Below are 24,632 nucleotides of genomic sequence, written 5' to 3'. Positions count from 1 at the left end.
GGCGCCGCACAGATCGCTTCGACAGTCAGTTTGTGGCGCGCCACATTCGGAACCGTCCTTGCCCTGTTAGCTCGCGGACCAGATTCCGCGCTTCCATCCAGGCGAGGTTGCGCTGGACAGCGGCGCGGCTGGCTCCGGTCAGGGCCTCGGCCATGGGGGCAGAGACCAGGGGCCAGTCGGTCAGCACTTCGCGCAGGGCTGGTGGCGTCTTGCCCGAGAGCGGGCTCATCTCGGCTTCCGCCCGCGCCGACCATGTCTCAATATCGTCGAGGTGACGCATCGCGGTCAGGCATGCCGTTTCCATCCCGTCGAGCCAGCGCGCCAGGCGGTTAGCGGGTGGGCCGCCGGTGCGCAGTGCCCCCGCCCCACCCATGGCCAGGGGTGCGAATATCGCCCCCTCGCCCTCATGCGCGGCAATGCGCGACGCCGTGACCGCCGCTTCCATTCCGTCGCTCTGCTGTCCGAGGCCCGCGAGGCTCCAGAGGTGAAACCCCATGCAGGCACGCGTGATCGGGTGCAGGTCGGCGGCTTGTGCCATCAGGTCAAGCCACCCGCCCGCGCGATCCGCGAAGGGCTCGGCTTCATCCACCATGTTTTCGGGGTCACGGCGATCGAGGAAGGCGGACAGGTCCACCTCTGGGCCGGGACCGCCTGTAAGACGCCGCACCGCCCATCCGACACGTGCATGCGCTGCGGTGTCGTCCTGCACGCCGGACAAGCGCATGGATATCCAGAGCGCCAGCCGATCCGGGCCAATTCGGTCGCCTGCAAACCAGCTGAGGTCTGCCGCCTCGATCAACGCAAGCCTGTGCCGCCAGCCTTCCGGGCCACGCTTCAGACGGTCGTCTAGCGCCCCGACGCGACCGGCCACACGGGCAAGATGCGCGACATGACCCGCCTCTGCTTTCCGCCAATCGTCGAGAGCCTCAGCTTCACGCGGCTCGGCCCGTGGTCCGGGGGGCAGATAATCCGGCTCCTCTTCCATGGGACCGGGCAGGAACCAAAGATCGTTCTCGGGCGACTGTTCCACCTCCTCAGCGTCGAGGAAGAGAGCATCAGAATCATCAGAGTTGGCGGGCGCTTGAGGCTTCATATGCGCAAAATACTGCCATTTTGCACTTTACCCAAGAGTTTTGTCAGAGTGCTCCCTCGCTACCTATATAGCACGCGCGGGCGATGGTCGGGGAGGGCTCTCTGATCGCGCTCGCTGTATGGAAACCAAGGGTATTCCAGTAAACAGCGCCACAGAGAGCGCCCTTGCATCCGTTTACAAACGGTCGTTTAGTAGCGATGCATTAAACTGCAAAAGGACTGTTTTGATGCCCCTGATCGGTTATGCCCGCGTATCCACCGAGGATCAGACCCCCCTGCCCCAGTCGCAGGCTCTGAAATCTGCGGGCTGCGCCGAGATCCATGAAGAACAGGCGTCTGGCGGCAATCGTGCACGGCCGGTACTGGCGCGGGTGCTGGAACGCGTATCAAAGGGCGACACGCTGGTCGTCGTGCGGATTGATCGCCTCGCGCGATCCCTGTCGCATCTGCTGGAGGTGATCGAGCGGCTTGAGGCCAAGGGCGCGTTCTTTCGCTCGATCCTGGACCCGATCGACACTGGATCCCCGCAGGGCAAGTTCACGCTGCAGGTCTTGGGCGCTGCGGCCGAGTTCGAGCGCGCCCTCATCCGGGAACGCACCAAGGCCGGCCTCGCCAGCGCGCGCTCAAAGGGCCGCGTGGGCGGAAACCCCGGACTGCGGGCCAAAGACCCTGCCGCTCTTCGCAAGGTGCGGCTCGCGCGACAGGACGGCTATATGGAGCGGCTGAACGAGACGGCTCAAGACTGGGTGCCTCATGTGCGCCGGTTGCGCCCCGACTTGGCTTGGGAGGATGTGTTGCGCATCATCAACGGCCCCTTGCCTGAGGCGCGTCGCTGGACCCAAAGCCGCCTGCTACGCGCTGTGAAGGCCTATGTCCGCGACGGCTTCCTGCCTGCCGAGGTACTGGCCCGCGCCGGGCGCCGCGAAACGGACGATCGCTTGCCCGCCATCGTCGCTGCCATCAAGGGCGCGGATCCCGACATCACGCTTCAGGCGATCTGCACCCGCCTGAAAGCGATGCGCGAGCGCACGCCACGCGGGCGGACAAGCTGGCAGCCGTCTTCGGTGAAAATGCTGTTGGAGCGGGCGGAACGACTTGGCCTCATGCCGTACGAATCGAGCCAAGATCAGGTGTAGCTTCTGACCCGAATCCAAAAAATTTCACTGGGAGAAAACTCCGCAGGAGGCAGAAAGTGCCATTAGTTGCTTGGGGTTAGCTGCTATTGTGCCAACTCAACAGAGTAGCGACTCGATTCGGTTAGATCTGCATTTAATATATCTATATCAATGACTTGCTGATTTTTTTACGCGGCAACACCTATAGGTGCTGTGGATAACTTTTGCACTACATCTAGATTCTTCTTGCCGGACTCGCTGGATCGTGGCATTCCCATTCTGACGGCAAATTGCGTCAGACACGTTGTGCGTCGTCAAAATGATCAAGAGCCTTAACAGAGGCCAAGAGCGGGCGGCAGGATATGGATGATCGAAACGTTGGATATGCGCAAGGCATAGGCTCTTCTGACATCGGCACGTTTGCCGACAATCTGGCCGAGTCCTTGGATCGGCAGATGAAGATCGCCTTCGAACCCGAAGAGCGTAAAGCCTTGCGGCGTTTCAGCTCGACCGAAGTTGCCGGTCTCCTGCGCGTAAGCACGTCTAACCTGCGCAACCGGCACAAGGACGGTAGCTTCCCGGAAGTGCATACTGATAACCGCGGGCACCGGTTCTACACAGCCCAAGAAGTGGACGAAGTGCGCAACATCTTGGAGCGCACAGGAAAGAACGCCGAATCGTATCGGCCAGGTCGACGCGATGGCGACCGACTTCAGGTGCTATCGGTCGTCAATTTCAAAGGTGGTTCGTCGAAAACAACAGCGACGATACATCTTGCACAGCGTTATGCCTTGCGCGGCTACCGTGTTTTGGTCCTGGATCTCGATCCGCAAGCAAGTTTGACCACATTTTTCGGCTTTCGGCCTGAGCTCGAGTTCGCCGAGGGCGGAACAATCTATGATGCTCTGAAATATGAGGATCAGGTTCCGCTCTCTGACGTGATCCAAAAGACCTACTTTCACAAGCTCGACATGGTTCCGGCGGGCTTGATGCTCTCGGAGTACGAAACCGAGACAGCAAACGCGCTCGCCCGTCGGATGCAGCCCATTTTTGCGGAGCGCCTCGCCTTGGCGCTCGAGGAGGTAGAGGCAGATTACGACATCGTATTGATCGACTGCCCTCCTCAACTCGGCTTTCTCACTCTCACGGCATTGGCGGCCTCTACGGGGCTCCTGGTAACCGTCGTGCCAGGCATGCTCGACATCGCTTCCATGAGCCAATTCCTGAAACTTGCGTCAGAAACGGTAAAGGCCGTGGAAGAAGCGATCGGACGGCGTGTGACATGGGATTTCGTCAAATTCCTGATCACAAGGTATGAGCCGTCAGACGGGCCACAGACCCAAATGGCTGGCTACCTGAGATCAATTCTCGCCGGCCAGGTCATGACTGAACCCATGCTGAAGTCTACCGCAATCTCTGACGCCGGAATGACCCAGCAAACCGTCTACGAAGTTGATCCCGGCCAGTTCATCAGGAAAACGATTGATCGCGCTCTAACCAGCGTGAACGGCGTTGCCGATGAACTGGAGCAGACGATCCAAATGGCATGGGGGCGTCGCTGATGGCCAGAAACATTTTCAACCAATCTCCGAAGGACGAAAAAGAGAGCGCGGCTCCCTCCCCTACCCTGCAAAAAGCTGCAAAGCTGCCCGGCTCTGTTGGCGGATTGCGGGACTCCTTGCGCGAAATCACGGCCAATTCGATCCGGGACATCGAACCCGATCAGATTGACATGGATGGCCTTCGCGATCGGTTGGTGCTGGAAGATACGAGTATCGACGAGCTTGCCAAGAGCATTCGCAAGCATGGCCAACAAGTGCCGATCATGGTCCGCCCATCGGGCCAACCCGACAGATACCGCATCATCTACGGTCGCCGTAGACTGGCGGCGATCCGCAAGATCGGAGGAACGGTCAAGGCAATCGTTCGCACATTGGACGACGACGCCTCGCTTATCGCGCAGGGTCAAGAGAACAACCTTCGACTTGATCCGTCTTTCATAGAAAAATCTTTTTTTATCAAAGAGATGCAGGAAGTTGGATATAAACCCGGCGTCATTCAGGATGCTTTGGGATTAACCCGGCAAGGCGTGTCCAACCACCGGGTCGTTATCGATCAACTGCCTGATGGGCTTGTTCAGCTTATCGGGCCGGCACATGGCATCGGAAGACGGCAGTGGGGTGATTTAGCGGCCCTATCGGGAAAGGTAGACTTGGTGAATTCGGCCAAAGAGGTGATCGCCGCCCTGCCCGACGACACTCCAAGCCCCGAGAGATTTCAGGCGGTCTATTCTGCTTGCTCGCACAAGGCGCGTGCAGACAAGAAACCGACCAGTCGCGGCGTGACGTCCGTCGTCAAGAATGAGAGCGGCGACACTGTCGGAACGCTGACAGTCGATCAGAAAGCGATCGCCATCAAGATCGCCAAAAAGGACAACCCGGAATTCGGCCAGTGGCTCGAGGAGCGTGCGGAAGCTACGCTTTTGCAACTCTTCGATGAGTGGCGGAATGAGAGCGGCTCTGGGTCCTAACCCAGGCCACATAGAGGAACCCGAGCAAAGGAGAAAAGCGAAGACCAGAAAGAAAAGAGCCCCCCAAAGTTTCCCTTGGAGAGCCCTCATCATTCGATTTGCACTCATGATGTAGCAACCTCCAGCAAACCGGTCAAGAGTCACCGATTCGGTGAACCGATTTTTATTGCCTTTTCCCAGATAAAATCTTGGGAGGAGACAGGGAAGCTGTGGGCCAAACGGTCATCGTGATCAAATCATGGCATTTACAAAACTATCAATCGAGGCTGCTGGTGCAGATGCATCATGCGGCTCAATTCCCGCATCTGAAATCGATATCTGGACCATCTTTCGGGCCCTGAGAGACGCGCGCAGCGTGTTCGGGCTTCGCCCTGGCCACATCCAGACCCTTCAAGCAATGCTCAGCTTTTTGAAACCTGGCCACGGCGAAACGGTTTTTGCGTCCAACTACACCATTTGCCAGCGCGTTGGCGGCATCGACGAACGGACACTCCGCAGGCACATCAACCGCTTCGTTGAACTCGGATTCATCAAGCGCAATGACAGCTCGAACCGAAAGCGCTACCGCGTCCGCTCATCCGGCGGGGAGTGCATCAGTTATGGATTGTCTCTCACCCCCCTGCTCCAACGTGCGAGCGAGCTTATCGCCATCGCGCAAGAGATAGAGAATAACCGGCGGGATCGGATATTTATTCGCAAACAGATCCTTACAAAGCTCGCCCATTTGGAAGAGCATGATCCCAGCAACGCATTCATCAACAACGCACGGAAAGCTCTACGCAGGAAGCTGAGCCTCCCCGAATACCACGCTCTGCTCGCCAATACAGATGCGGAATGCCAGAGTTTGTCTACCCCGGATGACCCACCTGAAACTATGGAATTGCCCGCCAATGACGGACAAACTGTCCGGCATCAATCTAAGTCTAAAGAAGAAAAAAAAGATTTAGATAGCAACATAGGCGATGAGGCCCTGAAACCAGACTTACTGACCTCAGTCTGCGATCAGGCGACATCGTTCTCCACAGAGAGACTTAGAAACTGGTTGGACATTGAAAACCATGCTCGAACACTTGCACCCATGATGGGCATTCACCCAGAAACTTTCGAGAAAGCCAAGAATGCTGTAGGAGCTCAGAAAACGTCATGCGCGATCTTCATCATGCTACAGCTCGGAAAACGTATCAGGGATTTTGGAGCGTACTTCCACAGTATCACCCTGGGTCAAAGGCAAAACCAATTTGATCCATTAGCTTTGATTCAGCGACTGTCTGAAACCAATGAGCAAACCGTCTAATGTCCACCGCGGTGGACTTCGAACGGGAAGCAGTGATTATGGCACCCACGACTGTCCAAACGCACCTAGCGGCGCGTGGTGGTTATTCCGTTTATCTCAGACCAACAGGTGTCCACCGCGGTGGACAAGTGACACACGAGCGAGCCCTGATGGAAATCTCGCCGGCCATGGAAGAAATCTGCGGTCAGGCATTACACCCTAAATCCCTTGAGTTATTGTGGGAGGTCACCATCACCAAAAAGGTTTGGAAAGAGCCGCTCTCGATAATCCAACGGAAACGCCAACCGAACGGGCGTCTTCGGCGAGGAGGAAGTCAGGTATCCAGCGGCAGTCAGTTTGCTCAGCGTGTTGCGAGCCGTACGCTCCGACGTCTTGAGCACAATCTGCGCCTCGCCACGTTCCAGCGCACCATGCCGAAGAACCGCCGAAATCAGTTCCGGTGCGCGCTTGTCATCGATGGTATCTGCAACAAGACGACGATACCGTTGATCCAACCCGCCAAGATCGAACAATTTTGCTGAGAAGGTGATCTGGTCGAGTGTCACCCTTAAGAACCATTCACTGAACGTCTTCAGCGCCGCTTCTGACAAATTCCCACGTCCATCGCGGTCCCCGCGGCGTGGGCTGTCGGCCAGATCCATCATCCGTTTGTACTCGCCCTGATCGGTTAGCCCGCGGGCCAGCCCACGCGATACGGACCAGAGCCCCTGGCCACCAATCCCCGCTGTGAGGGCCATGGCATGAGACATCAGTCTGCTGACACGGCCGTTACCATCCGGGAAAGGGTGGATGTAGTTGAGACGGTGATGTGCAGAGGCGATCGCAATGATCCGTCCGCTCGAAGACCGCGCCGCAATCTGAAATCGTTTGTCGAAATGGTCCATGAATGCCGCGACGCGCGACGAAGAAGGAGGTAGGTGGCGCCCGACCGCAACTTCCCGATCGTCATCCTGGCGCATGCGTCCCGGAACGATGGGTTCTTGTGTGCCGTCTGGATGTTCGATGACCCGAAACTCGTCAGGCATCTCGTCGTAGAAGCTCTTATGGACCCAAGTCAGGAATTCGACAGATGTGGGGCGGGGCAGGGTGCCTATGCGATGCATCTCGTCGATGGCCCGTTGAACGATGACGTGGGCCCGGGCCTCAAGGGCGAGAGGGCGGGTTTCTTCCTCAAGCTCGGCGCCAGCCAGCGCCCTTTCGATGTCGCGGGGGCGCGTGTTGTGTCCTTCGATCAGGTTGGAGTATTAGCAGTTCATCACGCGGACGAGATCGGCAAGCTCAGCTGCGCTGTCAGGATGCAGCCCTTGTCCCAGCCCGGTGGCTTCCCTCTGGATGTCGACCGAAAGGTCTGCCAATTCTGTAGGAATATGCTGCTCGAAGAAGCAGGGTTCGCTTCTGGCGGGTGTTTCTAGCATTTTTGCCAATCTTCTATGTTTGCAAAGTAATCGAAAAATATACCGATTTCGTATTTGCAAGCAAGGTTTTGCCGATATGCGTTTCCGATCTAAAATTGCTGTGTAAAATCAATAGCTTCGGCAGATGTGCCGGGCTTTCAGTTTTGTTGCGTGCCCAAAGGGCCTGGGAAAAGAGAAAGTGTTCTTCAGGTTTTGTGACTGACGGATGAGGGCCTTTGGGGTCCCTCAGATGGGTCCGGGCCGGTTTCCGGTCTGCCGTTCCTGATGAAGGGCATTCCCATGCAAACAGGTGTCTTGCGCGTGTTGCGCGCGACCGCTGCCTCGTGGTGGCGGCATCGCGAGCTTCGCCGAACCGGTCAGCTGGGGCTGGCGAAGCGGCTCGAAAGCGAGACCCTCCTGCGTGATCTCGGCCATCTCAGACAGGCGGCGACTTTGCCAAACGCGCATGTGATCTGCGGAGAGCGTGGGACGTTCCTCCATCTCGGTTGGACCACCGTTTCAACCTTCGCGCCGATCGAGCGCTTTCCCTTGGCCGCTCTTGCGGTCGCACGAGGGACCCCGTTCATCGATATCCGACCCGTCACCGATGTCATCGCATTCGCGAACTTGCCGCGGGTGGCGCGGGACAGATCTGTCGTCCCTGACCATTCAGGTGCCGGCCAGTCTGTCTCGCTGACCACCTACATCGACATGGTCGAAGCCCTCGGTGCCAGGATCGCCAACGATCCGCGGCCCTGTCGGTCAATCTGATCCTCAATCTTCTCACCACCACACGAAAGGACGCCCGCCATGGCCCGATCCCGCACGCCCAAATTCGATGCCTCCGAGGTCATCACGAACGAAATCATCCGCATCATCGAGCGCGGCGTCCTGCCGTGGCGCAAGCTTTGGACCGCAGGTGGCAGTTCTCGTCCCCTGCGCGTGGGTGGTGAACCCTACCAGGGAGTGAACAACTTCCTGCTGACAATGCGGACCGTGATGGCGGGCCACAGCTCTCCCTTCTGGATGACGCTGCCGCAAGCCAATGCCTTGGATGCAAAGGTCCGCAAGGGCGAGAAGTCCTCTGTCATCGTTTATTACGGTCAAAGCCGGAAAGACGCGGGCGCAGATGAGCATGACCGCAGCGACGGGGATGATCACTCCGATGAAGCCCGCATCTTCCGCTTCCAGAAATCCTACCGCGTGTTCAATGCCTGCCAGATCGAGGGCTTGCCCGACAGCTTCTTCCCCGACCCAGAGCCAGCGCCCGAGCATCCGCCGTCCGAGCCCATCCCGCACATGCAGGCGTTTTTCGATGCCATCGACATCACGACCGTCCTCACGGGGACGGAGGCGTACTATTTGCCGCCCGTGGACAAGGTCTACATGCCGTCGATCACGCGGTTTCAGGACCCGCGCAATTTCTACGGGGTCTGGGCCCATGAACTGGCCCATGCCACGAAAGCCCCCCATCGACTGTATCGCGATTTCGGGTTCTCGAAGTTTGGCAACACGTCCTATGCGCGCGAGGAGATCGTCGCGGAATTGACCTCGGTGTTCCTGGGTCAGACGCTCGGCTTCACGGCGCATACGCTCGAGATGAATGCCGCCTACCTTCACAACTGGTTACGGGTCCTTCGGTCGGACAAGGGTGCGATCTTCCGGCACGCCGCGGACGCGCAGCGCGCTTGCGACTACCTGATCGCCGGATCGGAGGCGGGCAGGGCAGGGCGCAGCGCCGAGGCCGCCTGACCACAAGGAGAACGGAGACTCGCATGTCACGCAAGGAACCCAAGACGCTGCGGGTGGCCTGCTTCGAAGACGGCCGCCGCAAGATCATCGTCCTCAAACGCGAAGCCTATTGGTGGAGCCCGTCAGAGGGCGCGTATCCGCTCTCGGCAGCACTTGAGAGCATCAAGGAACAGGGCGGCTGGATCGAAACCATCCCCAACCCGAATTACAGACCCAAGGGGCTGTTCGGGTAGGGCACCTTCTGCTTCGGTCCTTCCGCCAGGCAGAAAAGAAAAAGCAGGCTTTGGGAAGGGTGTTTCAAATTCTCAAAGGAGAGCCCCATGTCCATGACCGTTCAATCCCAGCCAGACCGTTCGGATCCGACGGTGATCGCGGCGCAGAACGACGCGTTTCGCAAGCTCGCGTGCCTTGGAGTGCCGCCCGCCCAGCCCATCCAGGGCCGGATGCATGTCACCCGCTCGCTTATGGAGGCCAGCGACGGCTTCATGGCCGAGGCGGTGAAGTCCACTGGTGAATTTGCAACATTCGAGCCTGAGAATGATCCCGAGGGATGGCACGATTTCGGAGTGGTCGAGATCCGGGGCGAGACCGTGTTCTGGCAAATCGATCTCTATGCAGCAGACTCGGATTTCCGCTACGGGGCCGAGACCCTGGACAATCCTGCCACGACCATGCGCGTGCTGACCATCATGCTTGCGCGGGACTGGTAGGCGAGGGGACACCCCTCAAACCTTACACGTCAAGCAATGAAGGCCCACTGGCCCCTCAAAGGGAGAGTGGGCCTTTTGTCGTGGTGATCCCTGAAGCCGGGGATTGGTCACGCGCGTGAGTGCGCGGGCCACACCTCACCCACCTGGAAGGATATCACATGACCACAAGCTTTGCCCCTCTCACCGTCGCCATCGGCGATCTGGTCCCGCATCGTGCCAATGTGCGCAGCAACTCTCCGGAAACCTATGACCCCGAGAACATCGCGCATCTGAAAGCCAGCATCGCCGTTCTGGGCCTGCTCCAGCCGCTCCTGGTCCAAAAGCTTGACGGCAAATACGCCGTGCTGGCCGGTGGCCGACGCCATGCCGCGCTGAAGGAGCTGGTCGCAGACAAGGCCGCGAAGGGGTTCACGGCGAAAACCAAGGTCGACTGTCGCCTTGTCCCTGACGACTGCGACATCACCACGGCGCTGTCGCTCGCCGAGAACATTACCCAGGCACCGATGAACGCAATCGACGAGTTCGAGGCTTTCGCCCGGATGATGGAGGCCGACGGCCAGACGCCTGAGACCATCGCCAGGACCTTCGGCACCACCGTCGCCGCCGTCAAAGGTCGGTTGCGCTACGGCCTGATCCACCCCGACATCCGCGCCGCGGCCCGGAGCAAGGTGATCACGCTCGACACGATGAAGGCCTTCGCCGAGCACCCGAGCCAAGAGGCGCAGCGCGAGGTCTTCGAGGCGCTCACGAAAGACGGCGGTTATCTGCAGGCCTACACCGTCCGTCAGGCGCTCAAATCCCGCGGTGTGCAGGTCAGCGACGATATCGGGGCTTTCGTGCGCGCGGACTACGAGGCCCGCGGCGGGGCCGTTGCAGCTGACCTTCTGGAAGAGCATTCCGTGCTGGAGGATGCGGCGCTGGTGGAAACCATCCTGCTCGAGAAGCTCGGTGCCGCCGCCGAAGAGGCCCGCATAAAGCTGGGCTTTGCCTGGGCCGATGCGATGGTCCGCTATGATTACGCGACCATGGCCGACTACGGCCGCGTTTATCCCGGCCCGATCGAGCCTGATGAGGCTGCGCAAAAGCGCGTGGATGAGATCACCGCTGAACTTGAGAAACTGCAACTCGAGATGGAGGATGAGGGGCTCGAAGACGATGCCTACAATGCCCTTTACGAGCGCGTGGACGCTCTGGAAGACGAAGCCCGCGATCTGCAGGAGGCCTACAGCGCCGAGGACCTCGCGCGGTCTGGGGTAATCGCGTCCTGGTCGGGCGGGCAGGTGACCCTCCATGTTGGCCTCGTCCGCCCGGAAGACACCGTCAAAGAGGAGGGCGCACGCGGCTCCTCGGCTGGCCCGACCGGGGAAGAAGCCCCGGACGCCGGCGAAATCACTTATCCTGCCTCACTGGCCGAGGACCTCAAGACCGAGCGGGCCATGGCGCTCGGGGCCGCGATGGCGCTGCATCCGGAGGCCACGCTCGATCTGACGCTCTTCAAGCTGGTCAGTGATGTTCTGGCCAGTGGCATGAGTGTCACGCAGGCGATCAAGATCGATGCCCGCAAGGAATACCGCAGCCATGCCAAGATGGACGAGATCGACGAGACCTCGCTTGAGCAGGTGGCGGCGGCGCATGATGTGCTGGACCTCTCCTGGCTCGATGACGCCCGCGCGCCCACCGATCAGTTCGCGGCGTTTCGCGCGCTCGATGCAGGGGAGAAGGCCAAGCTCGTGGCCTATGCCACGGCAAGTACCACGCAGTCCTGCTTTGCCCGGGATCGGCAGCGCGACAGCCTGATGCATGATTTCGAGATCGAGATCATGCCCGACATCCGCGCCCACTGGACGCCGAATGCGGCGCTCTTCAACCGCTTCAAGAAGGCTTGGCTCCTGAAGATCCTCGGCGAAGATCTGGGTCTCGCCCAAGAGGCGGTAACGCTCGCCTCGTCGAGCAAGAAGGAGATCGTCGCCTTCTGCGACAAGCTCTTCGCCGAACCCTTCGCCACGCTCACGGACGCGCAGCGCGCTGCCGTGGCCGCCTGGTGCCCGCCGATGATGCAGACCGCCGGTGTCGCCTGTGATGAGGCGGAGCCCACTGCGGAAACCGTGGAGCCTGACAGCGAGGTCGCGCAAGCGGCCTGAGCCATCACGCGACCCGCGCGTGGGCCATACCACCCGCGCGGGTCGACCCTCCCACACCCAACGGAAAGACATCCCCATGGCTATTCTCAAGTTCTCTGCCTCCGCTGTTGCGGCGCAAATCGCCCATGCGCGCGCCTGCAAAACCTTCCTGCCCAATTGGAACGGACCCGTGGACAGGCCCGCCCTGATCCTGATCGTCGGCACTGGTGTGCATCTGCGCTCAAACGGCATCGATGGCACGACCACCCGCATCGTCACGACCGAACAGGCCGATCCCTCCTTTGCCTTCGCCGACGGCATGAACCCGTTTCGGGACACCGACTGGATGGCGCAGCGCCGCATGACGTTTCGCGATCTGACCGGCCAGTTCTACACCGACATCCTAGATGACGTGCAGGTGCTCATCGACCGGGGGCGGGGCGCGATCCGGCTTGCCACCGATGGCCACAGTATCCGCGTCTTCGTGCGCCGGGCCTCGGATTATCTCATCGGCGGAACCTACGAGGTGCCCTCGGGCCTCGGCGGCACCTTCCGGGTCATCCTCAAGGATGCCTGCGACACCTTCGCGATCGTGCAGAACTGCGGCAATTGCGAGGATTTCGACGCCATGCAGCCCTACCGCGTGCCGCTCGATGCGCTGATGGAAATCGATGACCGGAGGGCGGCGTAACGCGCCCTTTCTCAAACACGCATCGCCAATACGCTGCCGGGCCTGCGGCCCTCTCGGGACATTGGCGACAACAATTTTCCCCAACGAGAGAAAGGACTCTGAGATGGGATGGCTCTTCTACACCGACGGCCGCGTCCAGACCTACGCGGATGAGAAAGCGGAGATTGCCCGGCTCTGCACCTCTCATGGCGACACGCAAAAAACCGAACTGGTCAAGGCCTGCAAGGTCGGCTCAACCTGGTATGCGGCGGCAAGGGTCACCAATCTCGACGGCACCCCTGTCGAAGACGCGACCTATATGACCGATGCGGATGGCTCCATCACGTTCGGGGCTGTCTTCCTCACCCGATACGATGACGGCTGCTGGGGCTACAAGGACATGGAGGAAAGTGCTGGCCCGAACGAATCTCGTGCTCCGCTTGGGCTGATCGAGCTTCTCTCCGATCTGAAAGACTCGGACAGCTACGCCCAGGACTGGCGCCAGCGCTGCCGGGATTGGGCTTCGATCCCGGACTACGAAGAAGGCGACAAGATCAGGCTCGCCGCGCCCGTGACGCTCACCGATGGCAGTACATGCCTAATCGTCACCGCGACACACTACAGGCGGGGTCGGCAGAAACGCCGCTGCTACCGCATCGAGGAAACCGGCGGGCTCGTGCGCCTGTCGAAAGCGACGCTCGCGGGCTCGGAGCTGCTCAGCTCCGCAAAGGGCGAGGCCAGTCCTGTGCTGGCGGAGTTTCTGGCGGGGCAGGACCCTTAGGGGCGCACTGCGAGTAGTGCGCGTACCGTCTCGATTTCCAGCACCCAGTTGCCAGTCGTTTCGTTGCGCCATCTTATGCAGCGGATGATCCGATCAAAATCATCCTGAAGGGCGCGCGGAAAAACAGGCTCATGGTGTGCGATTCTGTTGCGGAGCCTCCTCACGGCTTCAATGTCAGACCTTAATTCTGATCGGCGCTGGCTGGCAGCGACACCACGAGGCGCGTCCGGAAACACTGCGTAGAAATGATCGTCCCACAGTCTGCCTTGGTGCCTGTTTGTCAGCATCTTCTCCCAAAACACGAACTTCAGTTCGGCAACGACCTTTCCGGCAGTGGGTTGCTGTGCTGCGCAACCTTCGAGGTCTCGTTTGGGGCTGTATGCCGGACCGCGCGGGTTCGGTAACGAACGGATGAAGCCTTGTGTCCAAGGCCATGTTCCTCCATGGACAGCTTCGATTGCTTCCACGATAGCGTTTCGCAGCGCAACTTCCAAAACATGGAGTGGAACCATGAACGCGGCTGATACTTGAAGATTCCAGTGGTATAGGTGGAGAGCTCGCGTCCTATCATTGCCGGTTTCGCGCAGATAGGTCGCAAACCTAGGTGCGGATAGGACGTTCGGAAGGTGGTGTTCTTCATCAGCCGTGAACGGTGGATACATTGACAGTAAAGACTTTCGGTGCCATATAGGGCGTGAGCTTTGAGACTGCGGGCACTATGCCTCCCCTCATTGCACAAAGAAAGCAAAAGCCCGTCGCATTGCGGCGGGTTTTTCAGTTTTCTAATCTAACTCCGAAAAACCGTTTGATTGGCCGGTCGGCGATTGGATGCCTCTTGGTCTGAGCTCATCACCCCGAAAAGCGAAAGTGGGCTTTTTGTCCTTTGGAACTCAGACCCTGATCCAAAGGAAACCCCATGTCCAAGCCCCGCTCAACGCTCCCCAATCCTTTTGAATCCAACGCTAACTTCGCCTCTGCCCTCGCGCAGATCGGCGCGGAGGTCGACCACCAACCCCTGCGCAGTTCAGCGCTCGCGCGCATCATGCGCGAGAGGTTTCATGGCAGCGATGCTGGCGGTGCCTGGGACTGGCGCATGGCCTATGACCTGATGCAGGCCGCAGCCATCCAGGTTGTGCTGCGTGGGGACGGTGCAGCAGGTGACATCGCCGCTGCAAAGCTGCTTGCCTCGCGGCTGCTGACGGAAACGCGCCGGTCAGAGCAGCAGATCCGGCTGCAGCAGTTTTCCACGCCGCTGCCATTCGCGGCGCTGGTGGTGCGGGCCGCAGCGATCCGAAAGGGCGAGACCGTGCTGGAGCCTTCGGCTGGCACCGGTGCCCTGGCCGCTTTCGCCGCCCGGGCCGGTGCCACGCTTGTGCTCAACGAGATCGACCCCTTTCGCCAGCGCCTCCTGCGCGCGCTCTTTGGCGGCGAGGTCACAGGCTATGACGGCGAGCATATCGATGATCTGCTGCAGACGCCGGTTCTACCCGACGTCGTGGTGATGAACCCGCCCTTCGCCTCCTCGATCGATCGCTCCCGGGACAAGCACATCGCCGCCAAGCAACTTATCGGGGCTGCAAAGCGTCTTGCGCCCGGTGGGCGGCTGGTGGCGATCATGCCGCCGGGATTCACGCCCGAACTCGATGCCGCGCATTGGTCCCGCGCCTGCGGTCTCCTGACGCCGCGCTCGGCGCTTACGATGCCGGGGCAGGTCTACCGCAAGCTCGGCACCTCTGTCGAAACCCAGCTGATGGTCTTTGACAAGGTGCAGGAGGACGGCGAAATGATCCGCGTCCCTGTGCGGGATCTGGATGAAGCCTTGGCATATGTCGATGCCGTGGCCGCAACACGGACCGAGATGCGCCCGGCCCAACGGGTTGAAGCGATCCCTCATGCTCGACCGACCGTTCCATCATCTGCCCCGCGCAAGACCGCCGCTTCGCCTGTTGCCGCCTCCAAACCCCGGGCCAATGCCGTCCGTCCGCTCAGCTTCACAAGCTTTGAGACCCCGCGCGACAACACGCCGATCTCGGACATCTATGCGCGCTACCGGCCGCAGCGGATCGAGATTGCGGGTGCGCAGGAACATCCCACGCCGCTCGTTGAAAGCATCGCCATGGCCTCGGTTGCCCCGCCCATGCCCTCAAACATGGGCAGTGATGACTTGCGGCTGCCCGCACGGTTGATCGGGGAGGGACATCTCTCCGAGGCGCAGCTGGAAACCATCATCATGGCGCATGATGCCCATGGGCGCGATCTGCCCGGTCGGTTTACCATCGATGACGACCAGACCAAGCTGACGCGCGCCGATGATGACCCTAATGCACGGGCCTATCGCCTCGGCTATTTCCTCGGAGATGGCACCGGTTGCGGCAAGGGGCGCGAATGCGCGGGGCTCATCCTTGTGAACTGGCTGGCTGGACGCAGAAAGGCGATCTGGGTCTCCAAATCCGCCACGCTCATCGAGGACGCGATCCGCGACTGGACCGATCTCGGCGGCTCGCCAGCCGACATCCAGCCGCTCTCCAAATGGAAACCGGACCAGCCGATCCCGATGGGCGACGGTATCCTCTTTGTCACCTACGCCACGCTGCGGTCCGCGGGCAAATGCGGCACCACGAGACTGAGCCAGATCCTCGCCTGGATGGGTGAAGACTTTGACGGCGTTCTTGCCTTCGATGAGGCCCATGCCATGCAGAACGCGGCAGGGTCCGAGCAGGGCAGGGGGGTCAAACCCTCCCAGCAGGGCCTTGCTGGCCTGCGGCTGCAACTAGCAGCACCCCGCGCTCGCGTCTTCTACATCTCGGCCACGGGCGCCACGAGCGTGCACAACCTGGCCTATGCCGCGCGGCTGGGGCTCTGGGGGCAGGGCCCCGAATACCCCTTCCCAAGCCGCGAGAGCTTCGTTTCTGCGATGGAAGCCGGCGGTGTCGCCGCCATGGAGGTGGTTGCCCGCGATCTCAAGACGCTCGGGCTCTACACGGCCCGCGCCCTCAGCTTCGATGGCGTGGAATACGATGTGCTTGAACACGCGCTCACCCCTGCCCAGATCGAGATCTACGACGCATACGCGACTTCGTTTCGGACGATCCATCACAATCTCGAGGCCGCGCTGACAGCGACCGGCGTCAACGTCGCCTCAGGAGAGACTAATGCCTCGGCCGCACGCGCCTCGGCCAAGTCCCGCTTCGAGAGCACGAAACAGCGCTTCTTCAACCATCTCCTGATGGGCATGAAAGCCCCGAGCATCATCCGCGCCATCAAGGACGATCTGGCGGCGGGCAAGGCTTGCGTCATTCAGGTGGTCTCAACGGGTGAGAGCCTGCTGAAGCGCCGGCTTGAGACGATGGACCCGGCGGACGAGCTGGTTGAGGGCGCGCTAACGCCGCGCGACTACGTGCTGGGATACCTCGAACAGGCCTTCCCAATCCACGCGCAAAAGCTGGTCGAGATCGACGGCAATATGGTGGCCGAGCCGTTGCGCGACGCCAATGGCGCGCTGGTCGTCTCGCGCGAGGCGCTTGCCCTGCGTGATGCGGCCATGATGGAGTTGATGACGCTGGCCCCGATCCCTTCGGCGCTGGATCAGATCCTCTGGGCCTTTGGCGACGAGGCAGTTGCCGAGGTCACGGGTCGATCGATCCGGCCCCTCAAGGCCGAGGATGGACATCTCTTCATCGAGAAGCGCGCCGCCAGCAGCAATTCGTCGGAGACCCAAGCCTTCATGGACGGCGAAAAGGATATCCTGATCTTCTCCGATGCAGGCGGCACGGGCCGGTCCTATCACGCGGCCCAAACGGCGAAGAACCAGAAACGGCGGCGGCACTATCTTCTGGAGCCCGGCTGGCGCGCCGATGCGGCCATCCAGGGGCTGGGCCGCACGCATCGCTCTGCCCAGGTCAGCGCACCTTTCTTCCGGGTCTGCACCTCGGATGTGCATGGCGAAAAGCGTTTCACCTCGACTATAGCCAAGCGCCTCGACCAGCTGGGGGCCTTGACCAAGGGTCAGCGCGAGACCGGCTCGCAAGGCATGTTCCGCGAGGAGGACAATCTCGAAAGCCCGATCGCGCGGGCCGCACTACGTGGGTATTTCGCCGATCTTGCCGCCGGGCGCGCTGAGGCGATGAGCTACGAGAGCTTCACCGACTGGACGGCCCTGCGGCTGATCAACAAGGACGGGGTGCTCCTTGAGGAGCTTCCCCCGATCCAGCGGTTTCTCAACCGGGTTCTGGCCCTTCCCATCCACATGCAGAACGCACTCTTTGCCGAGTTCAAGCGCCGGATCGCTGATCAGACCGAACGGGCGCGCGCGGCGGGCACGCTCGATCTCGGCGTGGAAACCCTGCGTGGCGAAAGGATCGAGCAGGTCTCCACCGAGGATCTCTGGACCTGCCCGAAATCCGGCGCCGTGACGCGGATCATCGGGCTGGAGGTCACCGACCCGGTCCACGTTCTTGGGGCCGAAGAGGCCATATCGCGCAATCCGGATAAGCTGCCGATGGTTAATCGCGCCTCCGGCCGCGCGGCGCTCATCTCGGCGCGCACCATGCAGATGTATGACGAGGACATTGTCACGCTGATGCGCAAGGTGGTGCGGCCAAACGGGTCGAGCTATCTGGAGGAGACGCGGTTCGGGTCCTCGGCCTGGGAAGACATCGGAAGGCCTGAGTTCGCAAGGCTTTGGGATGCCGAGGCTGCGTCCCTGCCAAAAACCACCACGACCAAGCTTTACCTGCTGACCGGGCTCTTGTTGCCGATCTGGAAGGACATTCCGACCACCAATGAGCGCATCTACCGCGTCACGCCCGACGGGGCGACCGCCATGATCGGGCGCACGCTGAGCGAGGAAGGGGCGGCAGCGTTGCGCGCCCGCTTCCTCGTCTCCAATCCGCAAACGCCGCAGGAGATGTTGACCGCCGCCCTCGGCACCACCGCACCTGTCAATCTGGGCCGGGGTCTGACCCTGACCCGTCGCCGGGTCGCAGGCGAGATGCGTCTCGAGCTGGGCGGCGTGGACCGGGGCATGATTGATGGCCTCAAGGCAATGGGGTGTTTCACTGAGATCATTGCCTTCCAGCTGCGGGTGTTCCTGCCGCATGGGGACGGGGTCGACACGGGAAGCATTCTGGCCCGGATCGTGGGGCAGCGAGCCGCTAGAGCGGCAGAACAAGCCGCCTGAAAAGTCAAAGCGAGCTTCCGGTCGGGCGGCGTGGATCGGGATTTGGCCGATCTGCGCTTTCCGGGCGCGCGCTGACCAATGCCAGGCCCGGCCCCCCAATTTCAGATAAGAGGACAGACCCATGACCAATCCCCAGATCGACTATGCCGCAATGGCGGCTCAGTGGCGTGCAGAGCGCGAAACCACCTTGAAGGCATCCCGAACGGAGCTGCTCGCGCAACTACGTGCGCTTGGCATCAGCGGGGTCACTGCCGAATACGAAGGCTATGGCGACTCCGGCAATGTCGAGGATGTGACGGTGCAGCCAGAAGAGGTCCAACTGCCGGAGCCGCTTGCCACAGAGGTTGGCGACTTCGCCTGGTCGCTCGTCTACCACCATCACCCGGGGTTCGAAAACAACGAAGGCGGCTATGGCACGCTGACCTGGGACTTGCGCAACGACAGCATCACCCTCGATCACGCGGACCGCTATGTCGAATGCTCGCACAGCTATGTCGAGGGTCTTTGAGATGGCCCATCCGCTTCATCATGCCGAAAGCTCCGCCCGAAAATTCGGCGGGGTGCCGTCTGACTATCAGGCTGTGCACGATTGGTTTGACGCCTCGAAAGAGCACCTCGCGCTCTTTACCCACCGAGCCATGCGCCACCATGCCCAAGGCCTGTTCGAGGCCGAACGTGTCTTCGGCCTGTCCCTGACCAATAGCGCAGGTCGAGAGATCCCCGTGCGCTGGATCGGCGAGCAGCATATCCGTGAAGACTGCCAGGGCCGCATTCCGAGCATGGCGGACTGGCTGCGACGGATCCAGCCCGAGCCATGGATGGCCAATGGCCACATCGACCGGCATTCCGGCGATGAGCCCTGCGGCGACCCAAGGGTTGCCTGGGCCTCCGAGGTCGCCGCCGGAAGAACGGTTCTTGGCCTGAAGGATTGGATGGCGGCGCGCGCGACGCAAGCCACGCAAGGTGCCTGACATGACCCGGCTTTTTGCCAATTGAATGCCGCACGGAAGCCCGGTTGGAAGATCGGGCTTCTTGCGTCGTTTCCCCACCATTCTACTTGAGGAGGATCACATGACACTCGAAGACATCAAGGCGGCCGTCGATGCCGGCCAGACCGTGCATTGGGCCAATACCGGCGACATTGTCCACAAGGACAGGCTCGGTCAGTACCTGATCACCTATCAGCCGAACGGTAGCTGCATCGGCCTGACCGACCGGAGCGGGCACCGGTTGAACGGAAAAGAGGCGGAGTTCTTCATCGCGCGATCGGAGGACGGCGCGGAAAATCCGGGCAGCCAATCAAGACCAGACGGGCAGGGGAGGGGCGTGGCACCCGGAGGCGCGGGGGCATTCCCACTCGGCCGGCAGCTCTGACCCGCGGGTAGGGCTGAAAGGAAAGCAGGCTTTCTGATTTGTGATCCCTCAAGGGGTCGAGAAAGCAATCCCGGATGCGCTGGCAAGAACGTCAGGCACCGGCCAATCCAAGAAGGAACTATCCCATGTTCGCAGGAACCCTCACCCGCAATGTCGAGCCCGCAGCCGCCGAGTACACCGGCATGATCCACTCGACGCGCTTTGACATCGCCATCCAGCTCGAGGCACGGGCCAAGATGTCCGAACGCAGCCCGGATTTTGACGTGACGGCAATCAACAGGTCGGGCCGCAAGGTGCGCATCGGCACGGCCTGGAACGAGACCGGCAATACCAGCGGCAACCCCTACATCTCGATGCAGATCGATGTCGGCCGCGGCCCGTTCCGGGTCAACGCGGTGCAGACGAAAGAGGCGCGCGCGGCCCAGAGCGGCGCATTCGAGATCATCCCGCTGGTCTCGAACGGCCTGATGAAATCCGGCTCGATCTCGGGCGAGCTCACCGCCATGGACGCGGACAACGCCTTCACCGGCTACATCGCCAACATGATGTTCGATCTGGAGTTCATGCTGATCGAGAACAGCTACAAATCCGAGGAGACCCACCCGGATTACCGGATCGAGGTCAGCTCGCCCCGGGGCACACCGATCCGCGTCGGCTCGGCGTGGATGGCCAAAAGCAGCCGCACGGGCAATGACTACCTGTCACTGCTGATCAACACGCCCGATGGCGACCTGCGCGTCAACGCCGTGCAGAACGAAGAACAGCGCGGTGGGCAGACCTTCTCGATCATCCCGTTCATCGACAGCGGTGAGCAGCCGCAGGATGCAGGCGCGGGGCTCTCGCTGGTCGCCTAATTGGCACGCGAGGGGGAGACGATCTGAACCCAAAGGGGAGCCGTGGGACCGCGGTTCCCCTTTTGCTGTGTTTGTTTCAATAGAGCGATCGAACTGCCATTTCATGTGGCGGTCCGATGTAGATGCGATGCCTAGATTGGGAGGGCTGCGCGGGGTCTCCAATACAGTCAGACTTGTACAACCGCTTGTGCGGCAATCAAGGCGTCAACAGCAACTTGAACCTCGGCATAGAGCTCGGTGTCCGACTCTTCCGCATCGATTTCCACAATCAATGCATAGCGCACAGAAGGCAAACCTTCAGCGAGAAGCTTTTTCGATTTCCACCATCCAGTGACAGGGTGAACAACCAGCAAGTTGCGCCGCGCCAGATCCGAAGCCTTGCACGTCAGTTGATCGATATGCAGCGAGCCGACATGGCGCCGATTGCTACCGTAGTCCCAAAGATCATCCTCGTCGCTTGCGGGACCATCAGGCTGTTCGGCGGCCTTGCTGATGCGAGCCAGGAACTGGGCTTCGCTCTCGTCAGCGCGATTGAGTTGGAAACGTAGATTGTGGGACGCGTAACGATATCGAACGCCGCGCGAGGCTTCGGACGGATTCGGAGCGATAAAGCTGCTGAGTGCCACCCGCAAGGTGACATCGGCATTGCCGAGCGCGCGCAAAGCCTCAACGGGCCAGGGAAGGGCGAACAGCTTCATTTCGTTGTGGACATCACCCCCGGTCTTTTCAGAAATCCCGTAAGGCGTAATCGTGTCTTCCACGATCAGGGACAGTGCGTTCGACGCGCTGCGGCGGGCACGGGCCATGTCCGGCACACCATATCCATAGCGTTGAAAAAGCGGCGTGTAATGACCCTTGTTCGGCTGGGCCGGCAGATGTGCGCGCATCTGCTGCGTCCACCGCGCTGAAGACACATAGAGACCACGGACTGTCTCGGGCCAAAGCGTCGGATAGTCCGACCAGAGTTCCGTTACATCCTTCGCTGCAAGCGCTGTCGCCGCGCTGGTGTCGAAGGTGAATGTGAAGGATCGGACCGGGTAATTGTGGTGCGTCGAAAGGAGCGATAACCATCCATGCCGCATTGGCGGTGGCATGGCACTTAGCGCCCAGTTTCCACCCTCAAGGACGACGTCCGGCTTGTTCGGCCAATGGGACGACCACGATGCAGTTCTCGAAGCTGGCGATAGATCGCCGAATGGTGCAAGCGCTTGGGCCGGCTCTCCGTCTGGCAGTACGGTCTTCTCTGTGAAGGCCCCGACAGACAGAACATTCCACGCTTGGGCCGGCGACTCGATTTCGTTGTCCTCGTGATCGCATCGGTCGAGGTAGTTTCCGGCACCAAAGGTGAAGTTGTCGGTATTCCCTGCGGAAACAAGCACCAGGCGCTGATGTTTGATTTCACCTGATACACCGGCGGCAAGCTGATCGACTTCCGTTGACCAAGAGGTGGGAGCGCCGTCGTGCGGCGTATCCTCGCCTGTCGTCGTCGTCATGGTGAACGTCCGGCGTCGGTGACCAACCAGTTCTACTGTATTGATCGCCTGCCTGGTAACCGAGCCGAGGAGATGATGCGGGTTCATCCCTGTATCAGGGAGCAGCTTCACAGATTCCAGACGGTTCAAGACGGAAACTGGATTCGCCTGGTGCAGCTTCGGCGTGAGATCGCCAAAGAGCGCCAGTCCTCCCATCTCCGTGCCATGGCCCTTCACGTCTTCCAGTCCCCAAGCTGGGTTGGCGGCATGTCGGTCATCCACTCTGAGCGCCGGCTGAATGAGAGGATGAGCGCGACTGACACCGGTATCCAAAAGCGTAACGTAGCCTGGATCGGGATTGTCAGTGTAGGTCGTACGACCCGCCAGTTCGTCGACCCACTGCGCCTGTTCGGCCACTGGCAAGCCGTCGAAGAAATCCGCTGTGATGGTCGGAGCGGCAAGGGCGCGCACGCCGCCCAGTCGGCGGACGGCCTGAGCGAGCTGATTGCGATCGGCCTGTGCGACTACAACGGTATCTTCGGGAAACTCCAGTCGATCCGCTCCCACTGTGACGCCGTAGTTTGGTGCGGCCGCGACGAAGGCTTCGGTCATATTAGGCTCGAGCCAAACCTCCCAGACGGTCGCAACATCCACTCCGGGAAATTTGCCTGGGGGGCTGCGCCAGAGGGCACGCAACCCCGCTTCCGTGATGGCAGCGACACTTTGCACAAGGTCCGCGTTCTTCGGACGGCCCGGGACGATTTCACCATCTTTTTCGCGATCAGGCGTGTCTTCAGTCCGAAACTGCTCGACCTTCTTGCGCAGCTTTTCGATACCCTTGGCTGTCGCAAACACCGTCGCTCGCTCTTCAGCGCCACCGGGAACTGGAGCATCTTCGATGCGAAGAAGCATCAGGCCGCTGGCGTCCAAGCTGTCTTTTTTCAGACGTTCGTCTACTCGAGAGCGGACTTCCAGATAAACGCCAGGAAGTTCGGCTGCTGGAATATCCGGCAGCGCGTCGATGGCCTGAAGCAATGCTTGGGCGTGCGCCGCGCGATTGGGGACGTCACTTGGTCTTTTGGACCCGCCCCCGCCCTTTGCTTGGAACGGGCGAGGTTGTCCGAGATTGCGAAGGTGGAAGTGTAGAAGGTCTCGCGCCATTGTCATCGGTCCCTAATTCTTGGAGCGACCGTCGGCGTTCGAGGGCATCAAGCAAATCCTGTGTCGCAATCTTGTCAGTATCATTCAAAACCGCACGTCTCGCGGCATCTTCCGCCGCCGCCACAATATCGGCCGTTGAGAGGCCAGTGGCGACATCCGTCACCCGCTTCCATCCTATTCGATTGAACGAGAAACCCATCATACGGCGTTCGAGTGCCTGTCGGATGGCGGGACCATCGGGCATCACATAGGGCAACACGAGATCGAAGCGGCGCAGCACGGCGCGGTCAAGAATTCCCGGCAAGTTTGTAGTGGCGACGACGATCGAAGGCCCTGTGTCTTCATCCAGGAACTGCAAGAATGAGTTCAGAACCCGCCGGGCTTCGCCGACATCGTTCTCACCGCCTCGGGCCGCAGCCAAAGCGTCAATTTCATCAAACAGGTAGATACCGCGTGTCGTCTTGATGGCATCAAAGACCATCTTCAATTTTTGCGCCGTTTCGCCCATGAACTTCGTTATTAGACCGTGGAGCATGACCGAAAATAAGGGGTACTGCAGCTCCCCGGCCAGTGCTGACGCACTCAGTGTCTTGCCGGTACCGGGAGGACCAGAGAGGAGAACGCGCCTCCGTGGCTTCAGGCCTTTTGCCTCGAGCTTTTCGCGCATACGCGTCTCGAATACGAGATGCGACAGTTCACTCCCAATCCTATCCGGTAAGATTACATCGACGAGTCGCTCCGTCGGATAGGACGCGGCAAGAAACTCTGCAAGATCGCCGCGAGGCGTTGCGATAGGGGTGACTGCAGGGGTTCGTTTTGCTGGCGGCTTTTGCCCCGCTTCAGCCCACTGCCGCAACTGTTCAGCCAGCCGGGTGTGTCCCTTCTGCTCTTCGGCCGCCGAGAGTTGCATCGCCAGATCGTAAAAACGATCAGCGTCCCCTTCTGCGTGGCTCTTGACGAGACCGATGAGTTGTTGGGCGGAAGCCAAAGTCGAACTGCTCTTTCTGAATGATCATTTTCAGCGTTGATAGGGTCTTTTCTACATCCGAACCCTTTAATAGACCAGACAATTTGCACGGTTTACATGCGGAGTGTGTCGGTTTTGTGCACTCGACCATCAACCTGAGTCCCAGC

General features: G+C 60.5%; 20 protein-coding genes and 1 pseudogene. 16 read left to right on the top strand and 5 right to left on the bottom strand.

What is annotated here, in order from left to right; translation table 11 throughout:
* Window positions 1-25 precede the first annotated feature (25 nt).
* Complete coding sequence (locus BLS57_RS16230) at window positions 26-1,093, bottom strand: hypothetical protein (RefSeq protein ID WP_093743746.1); 1,068 nt, start codon at window positions 1,091-1,093, stop codon at window positions 26-28.
* 226 nt (window positions 1,094-1,319) lie between these two features.
* Between BLS57_RS16230 and BLS57_RS16225 the strand changes: the two genes are divergently transcribed.
* The 4 genes from BLS57_RS16225 (at window position 1,320) to repC (ending at window position 6,031) form a co-directional block, all read left to right on the top strand.
* The gene (locus tag BLS57_RS16225) at window positions 1,320-2,228 is read left to right on the top strand and encodes a recombinase family protein (protein ID WP_093743745.1); all 909 of its coding nucleotides are present in this window, start codon (window positions 1,320-1,322) and stop codon (window positions 2,226-2,228) included.
* Between the two features lie 341 nt (window positions 2,229-2,569).
* The gene (repA, locus tag BLS57_RS16220) at window positions 2,570-3,769 is read left to right on the top strand and encodes a plasmid partitioning protein RepA (RefSeq protein WP_093743744.1); all 1,200 of its coding nucleotides are present in this window, start codon (window positions 2,570-2,572) and stop codon (window positions 3,767-3,769) included.
* On the top strand, window positions 3,769-4,737 hold the full coding sequence (repB, locus tag BLS57_RS16215; protein ID WP_244153709.1) for a plasmid partitioning protein RepB: 969 nt from the start codon (window positions 3,769-3,771) through the stop codon (window positions 4,735-4,737). The genes repA and repB overlap by 1 nt, the downstream gene beginning before the upstream one ends.
* A gap of 238 nt (window positions 4,738-4,975) precedes the next feature.
* Window positions 4,976-6,031, top strand: coding sequence for a plasmid replication protein RepC (repC, locus tag BLS57_RS16210; RefSeq protein ID WP_093743742.1), 1,056 nt, complete (start codon window positions 4,976-4,978; stop codon window positions 6,029-6,031).
* A 212-nt stretch (window positions 6,032-6,243) separates the two neighbouring features.
* Here repC and BLS57_RS16205 read toward each other — a convergent pair.
* Window positions 6,244-7,446 (bottom strand): annotated as a pseudogene (locus BLS57_RS16205) (Fic family protein).
* 264 nt (window positions 7,447-7,710) lie between these two features.
* On the opposite strand from BLS57_RS16205, the gene BLS57_RS16200 reads away from it, so the two are divergent.
* The 7 genes from BLS57_RS16200 (at window position 7,711) to BLS57_RS16170 (ending at window position 13,458) form a co-directional block, all read left to right on the top strand.
* Window positions 7,711-8,196 carry a hypothetical protein gene (locus BLS57_RS16200; protein ID WP_093743741.1) on the top strand — a complete coding sequence of 162 codons (486 nt, stop codon included), beginning with the start codon at window positions 7,711-7,713 and terminating at the stop codon, window positions 8,194-8,196.
* A 39-nt stretch (window positions 8,197-8,235) separates the two neighbouring features.
* The gene (locus tag BLS57_RS16195) at window positions 8,236-9,177 is read left to right on the top strand and encodes an ArdC family protein (RefSeq protein WP_093743740.1); all 942 of its coding nucleotides are present in this window, start codon (window positions 8,236-8,238) and stop codon (window positions 9,175-9,177) included.
* Window positions 9,178-9,200: 23 nt separating this feature from the next.
* Window positions 9,201-9,410 carry a DUF6330 family protein gene (locus BLS57_RS16190; RefSeq protein WP_093743739.1) on the top strand — a complete coding sequence of 70 codons (210 nt, stop codon included), beginning with the start codon at window positions 9,201-9,203 and terminating at the stop codon, window positions 9,408-9,410.
* Between the two features lie 87 nt (window positions 9,411-9,497).
* Entirely contained in the window at window positions 9,498-9,887 is a 390-nt protein-coding gene (locus BLS57_RS16185) for a DUF3768 domain-containing protein (protein ID WP_093743738.1), read from the top strand.
* A gap of 158 nt (window positions 9,888-10,045) precedes the next feature.
* On the top strand, window positions 10,046-12,028 hold the full coding sequence (locus BLS57_RS16180; protein ID WP_093743737.1) for a ParB/RepB/Spo0J family partition protein: 1,983 nt from the start codon (window positions 10,046-10,048) through the stop codon (window positions 12,026-12,028).
* A 76-nt stretch (window positions 12,029-12,104) separates the two neighbouring features.
* The gene (locus tag BLS57_RS16175; protein WP_093743736.1) at window positions 12,105-12,698 is read left to right on the top strand and encodes a regulator; all 594 of its coding nucleotides are present in this window, start codon (window positions 12,105-12,107) and stop codon (window positions 12,696-12,698) included.
* 103 nt (window positions 12,699-12,801) lie between these two features.
* Window positions 12,802-13,458, top strand: coding sequence for a DUF6927 domain-containing protein (locus BLS57_RS16170; protein ID WP_093743735.1), 657 nt, complete (start codon window positions 12,802-12,804; stop codon window positions 13,456-13,458).
* Here BLS57_RS16170 and BLS57_RS16165 read toward each other — a convergent pair.
* Window positions 13,455-13,970 (bottom strand): hypothetical protein, encoded by a 516-nt coding sequence (locus BLS57_RS16165; protein ID WP_244153708.1) that lies wholly within the window; start codon window positions 13,968-13,970, stop codon window positions 13,455-13,457. The genes BLS57_RS16170 and BLS57_RS16165 overlap by 4 nt on opposite strands.
* A 404-nt stretch (window positions 13,971-14,374) precedes the next feature.
* Between BLS57_RS16165 and BLS57_RS16160 the strand changes: the two genes are divergently transcribed.
* The 5 genes from BLS57_RS16160 (at window position 14,375) to BLS57_RS16140 (ending at window position 20,865) form a co-directional block, all read left to right on the top strand.
* Entirely contained in the window at window positions 14,375-18,637 is a 4,263-nt protein-coding gene (locus BLS57_RS16160; RefSeq protein ID WP_093743733.1) for a strawberry notch-like NTP hydrolase domain-containing protein, read from the top strand.
* 121 nt (window positions 18,638-18,758) lie between these two features.
* Window positions 18,759-19,145, top strand: coding sequence for a DUF6878 family protein (locus tag BLS57_RS16155; RefSeq protein ID WP_093743732.1), 387 nt, complete (start codon window positions 18,759-18,761; stop codon window positions 19,143-19,145).
* Window position 19,146: 1 nt separating this feature from the next.
* The gene (locus BLS57_RS16150) at window positions 19,147-19,608 is read left to right on the top strand and encodes a DUF6915 family protein (RefSeq protein ID WP_093743731.1); all 462 of its coding nucleotides are present in this window, start codon (window positions 19,147-19,149) and stop codon (window positions 19,606-19,608) included.
* Between the two features lie 100 nt (window positions 19,609-19,708).
* A complete protein-coding gene (locus tag BLS57_RS16145; RefSeq protein ID WP_093743730.1) occupies window positions 19,709-20,011 on the top strand; it encodes a hypothetical protein in 303 nt (100 codons plus the stop codon).
* 125 nt (window positions 20,012-20,136) lie between these two features.
* Window positions 20,137-20,865 carry a DUF736 family protein gene (locus tag BLS57_RS16140; RefSeq protein WP_093743729.1) on the top strand — a complete coding sequence of 243 codons (729 nt, stop codon included), beginning with the start codon at window positions 20,137-20,139 and terminating at the stop codon, window positions 20,863-20,865.
* A gap of 167 nt (window positions 20,866-21,032) precedes the next feature.
* On the opposite strand, the gene BLS57_RS16135 is transcribed toward BLS57_RS16140, so the two are convergent.
* Together BLS57_RS16135 and BLS57_RS16130 are read right to left on the bottom strand one after the other, a co-directional pair.
* The gene (locus BLS57_RS16135; protein WP_244153707.1) at window positions 21,033-23,372 is read right to left on the bottom strand and encodes a S8 family peptidase; all 2,340 of its coding nucleotides are present in this window, start codon (window positions 23,370-23,372) and stop codon (window positions 21,033-21,035) included.
* 31 nt (window positions 23,373-23,403) lie between these two features.
* Window positions 23,404-24,486 (bottom strand): AAA family ATPase, encoded by a 1,083-nt coding sequence (locus BLS57_RS16130; RefSeq protein ID WP_093743727.1) that lies wholly within the window; start codon window positions 24,484-24,486, stop codon window positions 23,404-23,406.
* Window positions 24,487-24,632: the final 146 nt, after the last annotated feature.

Source organism: Sulfitobacter delicatus (genome assembly GCF_900102535.1).
GTDB classification, from domain to species: Bacteria; Pseudomonadota; Alphaproteobacteria; order Rhodobacterales; family Rhodobacteraceae; genus Sulfitobacter; species Sulfitobacter delicatus.
This window is presented reverse-complemented; position numbering and strand designations above follow the sequence as displayed.